We start from the raw sequence: 12,346 nt of genomic DNA on the forward strand, positions 1-12,346 counted from the left end.
TCAGTTCCCCTGCGCAATGGCGGTGGGTGTCACGGCGCGTGGCACGCCCCGGGCTTCACTGTTTTGCGCCAGCACCTCGGCGCCGACCCGAACCTTCTGCCCGCCTTCGATAATCACTTGGTCACCCGCATTCAACCCGGCGCTGACCCACCACTGGTTACCCACCGCCCGGTCAATCGCCAGTACCCGTTGCTCAACCTTGCCGTTGACTACCACCAGCACCGAAGTCACGCCACTGGCGCTTCGGGTCACGGCTTTTTGCGGTATCAAAATGGCCTTGTCATCGCTGGCCAGCTCCAGAACCGCGCGCACATACATGCCCGGCAACAACAGGTGCTCAGGGTTGGCGAACACGGCGCGCAGGGTCACGGTGCCGGTGCCTTGGTTGACCGCGACACCGCTGAACTTGAGGGTGCCGGCATGGTTGTAGGGGCTGCCATCATCGAGCGTCAGCAACACCGGTGCTTCGCCTTCGGCGCTATTGCCTTGCAACGCACCGCTGGCCAGGTCGCGCTTGAGGCGCAGCAGCTCAGTGGTCGATTGGGTGATATCGACGTAGATCGGGTCCAGTTGCTGCACCGTGGTCAGCGCCGTGGTTTGCGCGGCGACCAACAACGCGCCGGGGGTGACGGTCGAGGTTTCGATACGGCCGCTGAGCGGCGAGGTGATCCGGGTATAGCCCAGATTGATCCGGGCCGTGTCGACCCCGGCTTGCGCCACCTGCAACTCGGCCTGGGCCGTGAGCAAGCTGACTTGGGCATCTTCGTTGTCTTGCTGGCTGATGGCGTCAATTTTTACCAACGCTGCATTACGCGTGGCCGTGGCCTGCGCCGACTTGAGCGTGGCGCGGGCCTTGCTTGCTGTCGCTTGCGCTTCGGCCAGCGTGGCCTTGTACGGCGCCGGGTCGATTTGGTACAGCGCCTGCCCGGCCTTGACCTCGGCGCCCTCGACAAACAGCCGCTGCTGAACAATTCCGCCCACCTGCGGGCGAATGTCAGCCAGCATAAAAGCCTGGGTGCGCCCGGCCAGCTCGGTGGTCAGCGCCTGGCGTTGCGGCTGCACCGTCATCACCTGGACTTTCGGGGTTTGCGCCACGGGCGGGGCATCGTCAGCCGAGCAGCCGCCCAAGGCAAAAAGAACCAGTACGGCAACCACCACCGCGGCGGTTACCAGAGATTTAGCAAAAAGTTTGGTCGGCATAGCGGCCTCTGCAAGTGGGGTGGCTTAAGCCATGCGCCATCGTGCGAGGCAAATGTGCAGGAAATTTGAAGATTGCCCACACGCCTTGAATCTTCGGCCAGCGGGGGCCTAAATGAGCAGGCCATTCACTGACAAGCCCGAGCCCATGAAGCTGAGCATCTCCACCAAACTGTTTATTGCGATTCTCGCCAGTGTGTTGTTGGTCATCCTGAGCATGGGCCTGGCCACCAGTTGGAGCTTCGGCCGCGGCTTTCTCGGCTACCTCAACGAACAGGCCCTGGAACGCATGGCCCCGGTGTTACCACGATTGGCCAGCGCGTATGAACGCGAAGGCAGTTGGGAGTTTCTGCGCAATAAACCTGATCGCTGGTTTGAGGTGATGCGTCCGGAGCCAGAAGATGAAGTGCGCACCCGCGACCTTAAAAACCCGCTGCCGTCCGACCTCACCGGCGCGTTATTTCGTATTGCCTTGCTCGACCAGCACAAAAAAAGGGTCACGGGTTACCCCTCGATCGGTGACGACGCCCTGCTGCGCCCCATCGACGTGGGCGGCAAAACCGTCGGCTGGCTGGCCGTGACGCCCTTTCAAAGCGTGACCGAGGCCGGGGGCGAGCGTTTTCAGCAGTATCAATTGCGCACCAGCCTGGCCGTGGGGGTGCTGTCGTTGCTGCTGGCGATGCTGATTGCCTGGTGGATCGCGCGCACCTTGCTCGACCCGGTCAAGCGTGTGGCCGCCGCCACCCATCGGCTGGCCCAGGGCGAATACAGCAACCGGGTGGCGGTGTCGTCCAACGATGAAGTGGGCCAATTGGCCCGGGACTTCAACCAACTGGCCTTCACCCTGGAGCGCAATGAAACCATGCGCCGCGAATTCATGGCCGATGTATCCCACGAGTTACGCACGCCACTGTCGATCTTGCGCGGCGAGCTGGAGGCCATCGAAGACGGCGTGCGCAGCCTTGATCACGCCTCGATGAAGTCTTTGCAAGCTGAAGTCGGGATGCTCAGCAAATTGGTAGATGACCTGTATGAACTCTCGTTGGCAGACGTGGGCGCATTGACCTATCGCAAGAGCGAATGCGTACTCAATGACGTGCTGAAGGAATCACTGGCGATGTTTCAGGAGCGCTGCAACGCGGCGCAATTGCACATTGATATGGAACTGCCTGCACAACCGCTGGTGCTCGAAGCGGACGCCAAGCGCCTGCAACAACTGTTCAGCAACCTGTTGGAAAACGCCGTGCGCTACACCGATCCCGGTGGCCGGGTGGAAATCCGCGCCAGCCAGGAGGACGATGCCGTGTGCGTCAGCATCATGGATTCCGCGCCCGGTGTTGACCCCCAGCAACTGCCGCGGCTGTTTGAGCGCTTCTATCGTGGCGAAGCCTCGCGCAACCGGGCCAGCGGCGGTGCCGGGCTGGGCTTGGCGATCTGTCACAGCATTGCCCTCGCCCACGGCGGCAGCCTGACAGCCGACCACTCCCCGCTCGGCGGCCTCTGGCTGAACCTGCGGCTACCACGCAAAGGGTGATTCATGAGCATTCTGATCGTCGAAGACGAACCCAAACTGGTCGCCCTGATGCGCGATTATTTATCGCTCGAAGGCTACCCGGTCCATTGCCTGGGCAACGGCCTTGAGGTGGTGCCGTGGGTTCGCGCGCATTCGCCACGCTTGATCTTGCTCGACCTGATGCTGCCGGGCCGCGATGGCCCGGACATCTGCAGGGAACTGCGCAGTTTCAGCGCGGTGCCGATCATCATGATCACCGCTCGGGTCGAAGAAGTGGACCGCTTGCTAGGGCTGGATCTAGGCGCCGATGACTACATCTGCAAACCCTTCAGCCCACGGGAGGTGGTGGCCCGAGTCAAAGCGATACTGCGCCGCAGCCCGCACCTGGAGACCGTGGCGCAAGCGCGTATCGAGATCGACGAAAGCCGCTACAGCGCTGCCTTTGATGGTGTGCCGCTGGACCTGACGCCGGTTGAGCTGCGCCTGCTCAACACCTTTGCCCGCGCTCCGGGCCGGGTGTTCTCCCGCGACCAATTGCTCGACAAGCTGTATTCCGATCACCGGGTGGTCACCGACCGCACGGTCGACAGCCATATCCGCAACCTGCGGCGCAAGCTTGCGCAGGCGTGCCCCGCAGAGGACCCGATCCAGTCGCTGTATGGCGTGGGGTACAAGCTGGAGCTTTAAAGCGACTCATTGAACAGCGCAAAACTCGCAAGGTGTTGCCGGGCGTTTTGCAGCGCCGTGGCCACCGCCTCTTCGCCAAACACCAGCCCTTCCAAATACACAAAGTGGATGTCAGACAGCCCAAGCATCGTGAAGACTTCACGCAGGTAGTCGGTCAGGAAGTCACGCTGTTTGGCCCTCGGCCCTTGATGAAAGCCACCCGAACCCACCAACACGTAAACCGGGCGAGAGGCGAGCAAGCCGGTTTTGCCGTCTGGCCCCGAGCTAAAGGTGCGATGGATGCGCAACACGTAGTCAATCCACAGCTTCAGCGACGCCGGAACCGTCAGGTTGTGCATGGGCGTGCAAACAAACACGACATCGCTGCGCTCCAGCTCCTGAATCAATGCTTCGGACACATCAAACACCGGCGCATCGAACGCCGTGGGCTTGGTCAACGCCGCGCCGTACTCAATGTTCAACGGGGGCAAAGGCTGTTCTGCCAGGTTTCGTTCGATCAACTCCAGATCCGGGTAACGTTGGCGCAGGCTCTGCAGTTGCTCGTGCGCCAGTTGCCGGGCGTGGGAAAAATCACCGTGGGGGCTGGCGTTGATCAGCAGTGCGGTTTTCATGGGTGGGCCTCGCTCAGTTTTTCGGTGAAGTGCATACCACGGGCCAGCAGCCCCTGACGGAAGTAAAAGCGCTGGGCCAACGCCATGTGCAGCCCTGTATCCAGTACAAAATGATCGCAACCGCGTCGAACGGCCTCCTCGCGTACGGCGTTCAACAACGTGGTGCCCACGCCTGAGCCTTGAAGCTGCGGGCTGATCACCAGGTCATCAACGTAAATAAAGCGGCCATAGATCAGGTTTTCAAGTTCGCGATAGCCGGCCAACCCGACCATCCCTTGGCCGTTGCTGATCGCCAACAACCGGTAGCCCTGCCGGGTCTGCCGCGACAATTGCGCGACATAAGCATCCGGGTCAGATAAATGCGGACGCAACACGCGCATCAGATCAAAACTGGCGTGTTGGTCTGTCGGGGTTTCCAGAAGCTGAAAGGTGTAGTCCATGCTCGTCTGCCCTCTGTAAAAGTTGGCTTACTGTAGGGACATAACGGCACAGGCCACAGATCCAAAAAATGCCTTCAGGACTGGGCCATAGAAACGTCAGAGCCTCCAATACGTGTTCTATTCAGACGAATAAACGTGACAAGGATGCCTTGTTGAAATCCGCGTCTATAATCTGCCGAAAAAATCCATGGAGGAAACGCTGTGACCATTGCGCTGCATCTCTTAGTCATCATTCTTTCGTTGGGTCTTGTCCGCTACTTGGGCCCCAAATGGCTGATCCCCATCGGTATTGTCTGGTCCGCGGTGACGGTATTCACTCTTTTTTGGCCCCCCCTTATCGCCCTTCAATTGAGTGTCATCTGGGCGACGGTCTGGCTGTTGAAAGCCCATGCAGCCAAGTCCCGGCAGGACGAAACGTCCAGACAACCTGCATACGGATCCAGCGCAGTGTTGACCGACAACAAAGCGATACCGCAGACCAGTGCCTATCAGGACAGCATTAAATCCGGTGAAATTAACTGGCGCCCCGACGAACCCGCTGAAGAGCCGCACACTCACGCGAGCCTGGACCACGACTATCACCAGCAAGAGATCATGGCCGCCACCGGCCAAATGCTGGCCTCGCGCAAGCTTGAACAGGATCACATCGAATCGATACTGGCACGGGCCGAAAAGCACCATCAAACCGCGCTCAAGTTGCTTGAAGACGAGTCGTTCAAACGAGGATATGAAGAGGCGTACGCCATGTATGAGGCACTGCTTCGGGGGGAAAAAGCTGCAACTGCGTCCATTCCCTTTACTGATTTCAGCCGCCCCGACACGCATGTTGTCAAACCGGTGGACGATGCCATTCAGAACACGTTTGAAAGCTCCGCCAATGAATACTCGGCGTTTTTGAAAAATACGGTTGTGCGTTTACAACAACGCAAAGGTCTGCGTGAGTTGTTTGAAAAAGAGATGCTCATCGCAGGCGGTTCGCAGGTGCTGAACCGGATCAAAAGCTTTGAAGCCGGGGACGAATGGCGCTACGCGGACCGCCGCAAGAAGGTACGCGGCACACTCGCTGACCGACAATTAAAAGCCTGAAAGGCGCTAGGGCCTCACCCATGGGGGAGGCCCTGACATCCGTCAGTTACATCAACACTCACTGCCAACGCTTGAACAGCACGCTCGCATTGACCCCGCCAAAGCCGAAACCATTTGAAATCGCGTATTCAATCGCCAGCTTTTGCGCCTGCCCGCGAACCAGATTGAGCCCGGCAGCCGCAGGGTCTGGCGTCTCAAGGTTCAGGGTTGCCGGGGCGATCTGGTCGCGCAAGGCCAGCAAGGTGAAGATCGCCTCAATGCCACCTGCCGCGCCCAACAAGTGCCCGGTCGCTGATTTGGTGGCGCTGATGGCAACGTCGGGGTTGTCGCCAAACAGGCTGTTGATGGCGGCCAACTCGCCTTTGTCACCCACTGGGGTCGAGGTGGCATGGGCGTTCAAATGCTGGATCTGCGCCGGGGTTATACCCGCCTGCTTAATCGCCTGCTCCATCGCCCGCCGTGCACCTGAGCCATCTTCCGGCCCGGCGGTCATGTGGTAAGCATCGGCACTGGTGCCATACCCCACCAGTTCCGCAATCGGCTTGGCGCCTCGGGCCAGGGCGTGCTCCAGCTCTTCGATCACCAGCAAACCGGCGCCCTCGCCCATCACAAAACCGTCGCGCGCTTTATCGAACGGGCGTGAGGCGCGCTCAGGGGTGTCGTTGAAACCGTGGTACAATGCCCGCGCCGCCGCAAAACCACCCAGGCTCACGCGATGGATACAGGCTTCGGCGCCGCCACACACGGCCACGTCCACTTCACCAGCACGAATCATCCGCGCCGCATCGCCAATCGCCTGCACACCGGCAGCACACGCCGTGACCGGGGCGCCCAGCGGGCCTTTGAGGTGATGCAGAATCGACACATGCCCGGCCGCCAAGTTGCACAGAAACGACGGGATGGTGAACGGTGACAAGCGGCGCGGGCCCTTACTGTCAGCGGTGCGCACCGCCTCGGCAATAGCCGGAAACCCGCCCACACCGGACGCGATAATCGTGGCTGTACGCTCTTGCTGCAGTTCGGTTTGCGGCGCCCAGCCCGCTTGCTCCAGCGCTTCTTTAGCGGCGGCAAGCGCAAACAGAATGAAGCGGTCCATCTTGCGCTGTTCTTTGGCGGGGATCAGCGCGTCGGGGTCAAACCCGGCTTGCGGGTCCTGATCACGGTCCAGCACCTGACCGCCAATGCTGACGGCCAAATTACCGACCAGCGCTTCAGGCAGTCGACGGATCCCGGACTGCCCTGCCAGCAAACGGCTCCAGGTCTGTTCGACCCCACAGCCCAGCGGGGTCACCGCGCCCATGCCCGTCACAACAATGCGTCTACTCACGATGGCTCACTCCATAAATTTTGCTTGGTAGCGGTACAGTGACGAAACTATCATTATGAAAGTAACATCAGTGAGCAAAACTTTTCTCGTCTCTCAGGAACCGCAATGCAACGCACATCGCTTACAAACGCCGAATGCCCTGTCGCCCGTGGACTGGAACGGGTAGGAGAATGGTGGAGCATCTTGATCATGCGCGATGCGCTGCAAGGGTTAAGGCGCTTTGACGAATTTTCGCAAAGCCTGGGGATTGCCCCGAACATGCTGACGCGCAGGCTCAACACTCTGGTCGAAGAAGGATTACTGGAGCGCAGACGCTACAGCGAGCGCCCGCCCCGGTATGAATACGTACCGACGGCGGTGGGAGAAGATTTCAAAATCGTGATCATGGCGTTTATTGCCTGGGGCAATCGGCATTACACGCCCGAGGGCGAAAGTGTGCAGATCATTGATCAACAGACCCGCCATCCACTCCAGGTGGTGCTGATGGACGCGGTTGAAGGCCGTGCGGTGCCCATTGAACAGTGCACCGTCAAGGCCGGGCCGGCAGCGAGTCCAGGCATGCAGGAGCGCCTGGCCTTTGTAGCGGGCAGACAGCCGCAAGACGCCTGAGGTGATGCCTCAAGTGCAATAAAAGGTAGTCGCCGCCCCAATGACAAGACGTTGATCGGTGTGATGCGGCACCCCTGATCAGCGCATTGCGGCCTCGGCAGCGACTACAGGAACGGGGCTTACTGGCAGACTTTCGCAGCCGCCGGGTCGTTAGGCACGAATGAATCGGCGGCACCCGGTTTCAGAACCACGTAGCCACGACGCCACGGTTGATCATCGACCATTTTCCAGCGGTGCCCGGAGCCGGTGTTGTCGGCTGCCAGCAGCACTTCGCCCGGGTGCAAAGTAAACGTCTCACCGGTGCGCGTCTCAAAGGCCAGCGTGCCGGACAAGGTCATGACGTACTGCGGCTCCGGGTCGTTATGCCAGTCAAACGAGGCATGCGCCGGGCTTTGCTTGAAGTGAATGGCCGTCACGTCGTTGCGCATGTTCTGGTTGATGGTCCCTTGCAGAACATGCGAGGCGTCGTCCGCGCCGGTGCACAGCTTGTAGGCCTTGATGGTATCAGTGGCGGACGTGGCCGCTTGAGCCCCGCTCAGTGTCGCGAGGGTGATTGCGACAGCACCCGCCGTCCGCAAGCTGAGGTTGCACAGACCGTGAATGACCGTGTGCCGCGACGAACGTTTTTTCTGATGCATGAAACCGGTTTCCCTTGTCCTGAAATTGCCCTGAAATGGCCTGATAGGCGTTGCTTGCAGAACATGTTCGACGCCGTTGGCCTTCGCGACAACTAACTAATAATTCATAGATCGCACAAGGCTGATGCAGCTGGCGTGGAAACTACATTGTGCGCTAAAGGTATTGACGCTAAATTGTTGGCTCTTTTAACGCCAAGGTTCCTGTGATGACTGTCGACGACCACTCCGCCCCGGCAGACGCTGGCAGTTGTGATTACCTGCTGCTGCAAAACCAGCTGTGTTTTTCACTGCACTCCACCTCGCTGATGATGACCAAGGTGTACAAGCCCCTGCTTCAGGCCTTGAACCTGACCTACCCGCAATACCTGGCGATGCTGGTGTTATGGGAAGAAGACGGTCTGACCGTAGGGGAAGTCAGTGCGCGTCTGCTGACAGATCCGGGGTCGTTGACGCCGTTGCTCAAGCGCCTGGAAGCCGAAGGCATGCTCAGCCGGGTTCGCAGCCATGAAGACCAGCGAGTGGTTCACCTGCGCTTGACCGAGCAGGGCAAAGCGCTGCAAGAAAAAGCCAAGGCCATCCCCCAGTGCATCCTGGCCGCCAGCGGGCTGAGCCTGGAGCAGTTGCAAGACATCCAGAAAAACCTGCTGCTGCTGCGCCGCAACCTGCACGCCAGCCTCTGAATATTATTCCGTCTGTAGGAGCGAGCTTGCCTCGCGATCTTTTGATTTTTAAAGATCAAGAGATCGCGAGGCAAGCTCGCTCCTACAGTCAGTTTGTTTCCTGAAAATAAATAGTCTTTTAGATCAACGAGATAGATCTGTTTTAGGTGCGCTTTGAAAAAATAGCTTGCGCACAAACTATTTGAGCGCTAATTTTTAGCTATCTTCTTAGCGCGCAAACAATTAGCGCTAAAGATAAATCTCATCAGACACTTATCAGTAAGGAAAGACCGCCATGAACGTTCTCTATACCGCTGTTGCAACCGCTACCGGTGGCCGTGATGGTCGCGCTGTTTCGAGTGACAAGGTCCTCGACGTCAAGCTGGCCACGCCAAAAGAACTGGGCGGTGCGGGCGGTGAAGCCACGAACCCTGAGCAACTGTTTGCCGCCGGTTACTCGGCCTGCTTTATCGGTGCCTTGAAATTTGTCGCCAGCCAGACCAAGCGCAGTATTCCGGCCGACGCCTCGATCACGGCCCACGTGGGTATTGGCCAGATCCCGGGCGGTTTCGGTCTGGACATCGACCTGCACATCAGCCTGCCGGGCCTTGAGCAAGCCGACGCTCAAGCGCTGGTAGACGCTGCGCACCAGGTGTGCCCTTACTCCAACGCCACACGCGGTAACGTCGACGTGCGTCTGCACGTCAGCGTTTAAAGTCTGAAAAAAATGCCTCGCGATCGTTTAAAAGATCGCGAGGCAAGCTCGCTCCTACAGAGGGTTAGGCAAGATTTAAATCCGCGCCAGCGCCTGTGCCAGGTCAGCGCGCAAATCGTCGACATCCTCAACACCCACCGACAGCCGCACCAGACCATCGCCGATACCCAACTGCGCACGGGTTTGGGCGGGGATGGTGGCGTGGGTCATGATGGCCGGGTGTTCGATCAGGCTTTCAACCCCGCCCAGGCTTTCGGCCAGGGCAAAAATCTGCACGCTTTCAAGGAAGCGCCGGGCGCCCGCCAGGTCGGTGTTCAAGTCGATGGAAATCATCCCGCCAAACCCACGCATCTGCCGACGCGCCAAGTCATGCTGCGGGTGCGATGCCAGCCCCGGGTAGTGCACACGCGACACGTGCGGCTGGCGCTCCAGCCATTGCGCCAGCTCCAGCGCGTTGCTGCAGTGACGCTCCATGCGCAGGGCCAGAGTTTTCACGCCGCGCAGGGTGAGGAAGGCATCAAACGGCCCGGCAATCGCGCCGACCGCGTTTTGCAGGAAGCGCAAGCGCTCGGCCAGTTCCAGGTGCTTGACGATGGCGATGCCGCCGATCACATCCGAGTGGCCGTTCAGGTACTTGGTGGTCGAATGCACCACCACATCAAAACCCAACTCCAGCGGGCGCTGCACCCAAGGACTGGCGAAGGTGTTATCGGCCACGCAAATGATGCCGCGCGCCCGGCAGATGCTCGCCACGGCCGCCAGGTCAGTCAGGCTGAGCAGCGGGTTGCTCGGGGTTTCGACCCAGACCATCCGCGTGTTGTCCTGCAACGACGCTTCAAAAGCGCTGAGGTCTGTCAGGTCGACGAAGCTGAAGCTGTGCCCGGCGCTGCGCTGGCGGACTTTGTCGAACAGGCGGAACGTACCGCCGTACAAATCGTTGCCCGAGACGATATGCGAACCGGCGTCCAATAACTCCAGCACCGTCGAAATGGCCGCAAGCCCGGAAGCAAAAGCGAAGGCATCTGTGCCGCCTTCAAGGTCCGCAACACAGCGCTCCAGGGCAAACCGCGTCGGGTTGTGCGAACGCCCGTAGTCCAGGCCTTTGTGCACGCCGGGGCTTTCTTGCAAATAGGTGGAGTTGGCATAAATCGGCGGCATCAAGGCCCCGGTGGAAGGGTCCGGCACCTGCCCTGCGTGGATGACGCGGGTGGCAAAAGCGCGGTGCGCGCCGTTTTCATCGTGCTGACTCATGCAAGGGATCTCCGTAGGTGATTGAGCAGGTCGACGCGGGTGATCAGGCCATGAAAGCCCGAAGCGTCAGCAATAATCGCCACCAGCCCGCGGTCGAGTTCGGCCTGTAGCTCAGCCAGACTGGCCTGCGGCGCCAAGGTGTGCAACGTGTCCGTCATGGCGCTCGCGACCGTGCGGCTAAAGTGCGACGCATCGGCATGCAGGCCCAGCAAAATATCGGACTCATCGATCACCCCGACCAGCCGCTTGCCGTCCACCAATACCGGCAGTTGCGACACATCGGCCAGGCGCATGCGCTGGAAAGCGGTGAGCAAGGTGTCGTCCGGGCTGGCGCTGATCACCCGGCCATCCTCAAAACGTCGGGCAATCAGGTCACGCAAATCGCCGTAATGTTTGAACTGCAGCAGGCCCTGGTCCTTCATCCACTGGTCGTTGTAGACCTTGGACAAATAACGCGTCCCGGTGTCACACACAAAGCTAACCACGCGCTTGGGCTCGGTTTGCTCGCGGCAATAACGCAACGCGGCGGCCAGCAAGGTGCCGGTGGAAGAACCTCCCAAAATGCCTTCAGCCCGCAGCAATTGGCGGGCGTGATCAAAGCTTTCTTCATCGCTGATCGAGTAGGCATGACGCACGCTGGACAGGTCGCTGATCGACGGGATGAAGTCCTCGCCAATGCCCTCCACCGCCCAGGAACCGGCTTTGCCGATCACGCCGCTGCGGCTGTATTCGGCCATCACCGAACCCACCGGGTCGGCCAGAACCATTTCCAGATCCGGTTGCACGCGCTTAAAAAAACGGGTCAAGCCGGTCAACGTACCGGCAGACCCGACACCCACCACAATGGCATCCAGATCGTGCTGGGTTTGCGACCAGATTTCCGGGGCGGTGCTGCATTCGTGGGCCAGCGGGTTGGCCGGATTATTGAATTGATCGGCGAAAAAAGCATCGGGGATGTCGGCGGCCAAGCGCGCGGCCACGTCCTGGTAATACTCCGGGTGGCCCTTGCCGACGTCAGACCGGGTGATATGCACCTCAGCGCCCATGGCCTTGAGGTGCAACACCTTCTCGGTGGACATCTTGTCCGGTACTACCAGCACCACCCGGTAGCCTTTGGCCCGACCGACCAGCGCCAGCCCCAGGCCAGTGTTACCGGCCGTTGCTTCAACAATGGTGCCGCCGGGGCGCAAACGCCCGTCGCGCTCGGCGGCATCAATCATGGCCAGGCCGACCCGGTCCTTGATCGAGCCTCCGGGGTTTTGCGATTCAAGCTTGAGGAACAGCGTACAAGGCCCGGTATCGAACCGGCTGACACGCACCAGCGGCGTATTGCCGATCAATTCCAGAACGGCAGGTTGAGGGTTGCTTGGCATGACGTCACTTCCCGTGTTTTGGCACTGGATGGACAGCGACTGGCAACGATTCAGGTCGCGCCAATCACCGGAAACCTCCTAGGACCATAGGCCGGGATGGGGTTGGCCGCAACTTGAAGGGCGATTACTCCAGAGCGTTTAAGGCCAAGCCTTATGACGGCGTGGCATCCGCCTCATGAACAATTTTTCATGTCACGGCCCCGTCATTTTCCATTCCTATATTCCTACGTCACACGTTAC

At 59.8% G+C, this 12,346-nt stretch carries 13 protein-coding genes; 6 read left to right on the forward strand and 7 right to left on the reverse strand.

The window, feature by feature from the left end; translation table 11 throughout:
* Nucleotides 1-1,200, reverse strand: coding sequence for an efflux RND transporter periplasmic adaptor subunit (locus TU84_RS15525; RefSeq protein WP_048370444.1), 1,200 nt, complete (start codon nt 1,198-1,200; stop codon nt 1-3).
* Nucleotides 1,201-1,312: 112 nt separating this feature from the next.
* On the opposite strand from TU84_RS15525, the gene baeS reads away from it, so the two are divergent.
* Entirely contained in the window at nt 1,313-2,731 is a 1,419-nt protein-coding gene (gene baeS / locus TU84_RS15530) for a sensor histidine kinase efflux regulator BaeS (protein ID WP_048370446.1), read from the forward strand.
* A gap of 3 nt (nt 2,732-2,734) precedes the next feature.
* Nucleotides 2,735-3,397 carry a response regulator gene (locus TU84_RS15535; RefSeq protein WP_048370449.1) on the forward strand — a complete coding sequence of 221 codons (663 nt, stop codon included), beginning with the start codon at nt 2,735-2,737 and terminating at the stop codon, nt 3,395-3,397.
* On the opposite strand, the gene TU84_RS15540 is transcribed toward TU84_RS15535, so the two are convergent.
* Both TU84_RS15540 and TU84_RS15545 read right to left on the reverse strand, forming a co-directional pair.
* Nucleotides 3,394-4,008, reverse strand: a complete 615-nt coding sequence (locus tag TU84_RS15540; RefSeq protein WP_048370451.1) for an FMN-dependent NADH-azoreductase — start codon at nt 4,006-4,008, stop codon at nt 3,394-3,396. The genes TU84_RS15535 and TU84_RS15540 overlap by 4 nt on opposite strands.
* The gene (locus TU84_RS15545; RefSeq protein WP_048370452.1) at nt 4,005-4,448 is read right to left on the reverse strand and encodes a GNAT family N-acetyltransferase; all 444 of its coding nucleotides are present in this window, start codon (nt 4,446-4,448) and stop codon (nt 4,005-4,007) included. The genes TU84_RS15540 and TU84_RS15545 overlap by 4 nt, the downstream gene beginning before the upstream one ends.
* 201 nt (nt 4,449-4,649) lie before the next feature.
* On the opposite strand from TU84_RS15545, the gene TU84_RS15550 reads away from it, so the two are divergent.
* Nucleotides 4,650-5,534, forward strand: coding sequence for a hypothetical protein (locus TU84_RS15550; protein WP_048370454.1), 885 nt, complete (start codon nt 4,650-4,652; stop codon nt 5,532-5,534).
* Nucleotides 5,535-5,592: 58 nt separating this feature from the next.
* Here TU84_RS15550 and fabF read toward each other — a convergent pair whose 3' ends face one another.
* Complete coding sequence (gene fabF / locus TU84_RS15555; RefSeq protein ID WP_048370457.1) at nt 5,593-6,861, reverse strand: beta-ketoacyl-ACP synthase II; 1,269 nt, start codon at nt 6,859-6,861, stop codon at nt 5,593-5,595.
* Between the two features lie 105 nt (nt 6,862-6,966).
* Between fabF and TU84_RS15560 the strand changes: the two genes are divergently transcribed.
* Complete coding sequence (locus TU84_RS15560; protein ID WP_048370459.1) at nt 6,967-7,470, forward strand: winged helix-turn-helix transcriptional regulator; 504 nt, start codon at nt 6,967-6,969, stop codon at nt 7,468-7,470.
* A gap of 119 nt (nt 7,471-7,589) precedes the next feature.
* Here the strand turns inward: TU84_RS15560 and TU84_RS15565 are convergent, their stop codons facing one another.
* Entirely contained in the window at nt 7,590-8,108 is a 519-nt protein-coding gene (locus TU84_RS15565) for a cupin domain-containing protein (protein WP_048370461.1), read from the reverse strand.
* Nucleotides 8,109-8,314: 206 nt separating this feature from the next.
* Here TU84_RS15565 and TU84_RS15570 point away from each other — a divergent pair, with 206 nt between their 5' ends.
* The gene (locus TU84_RS15570) at nt 8,315-8,788 is read left to right on the forward strand and encodes a MarR family winged helix-turn-helix transcriptional regulator (RefSeq protein ID WP_048370463.1); all 474 of its coding nucleotides are present in this window, start codon (nt 8,315-8,317) and stop codon (nt 8,786-8,788) included.
* A gap of 274 nt (nt 8,789-9,062) precedes the next feature.
* The gene (locus tag TU84_RS15575) at nt 9,063-9,482 is read left to right on the forward strand and encodes an organic hydroperoxide resistance protein (protein ID WP_048370465.1); all 420 of its coding nucleotides are present in this window, start codon (nt 9,063-9,065) and stop codon (nt 9,480-9,482) included.
* Nucleotides 9,483-9,557: 75 nt separating this feature from the next.
* Here the strand turns inward: TU84_RS15575 and TU84_RS15580 are convergent, their stop codons facing one another.
* Both TU84_RS15580 and TU84_RS15585 read right to left on the reverse strand, forming a co-directional pair.
* The gene (locus tag TU84_RS15580; RefSeq protein ID WP_048370466.1) at nt 9,558-10,733 is read right to left on the reverse strand and encodes a cystathionine gamma-synthase; all 1,176 of its coding nucleotides are present in this window, start codon (nt 10,731-10,733) and stop codon (nt 9,558-9,560) included.
* Nucleotides 10,730-12,106 (reverse strand): pyridoxal-phosphate dependent enzyme, encoded by a 1,377-nt coding sequence (locus TU84_RS15585; protein ID WP_048370467.1) that lies wholly within the window; start codon nt 12,104-12,106, stop codon nt 10,730-10,732. Before TU84_RS15585 ends, TU84_RS15580 begins: the two co-directional genes overlap by 4 nt.
* Between the last annotated feature and the right edge of the window lie 240 nt (nt 12,107-12,346).

Origin of the sequence: Pseudomonas helleri (assembly GCF_001043025.1) — a bacterium.
GTDB classification, from domain to species: Bacteria; Pseudomonadota; Gammaproteobacteria; order Pseudomonadales; family Pseudomonadaceae; genus Aquipseudomonas; species Aquipseudomonas helleri.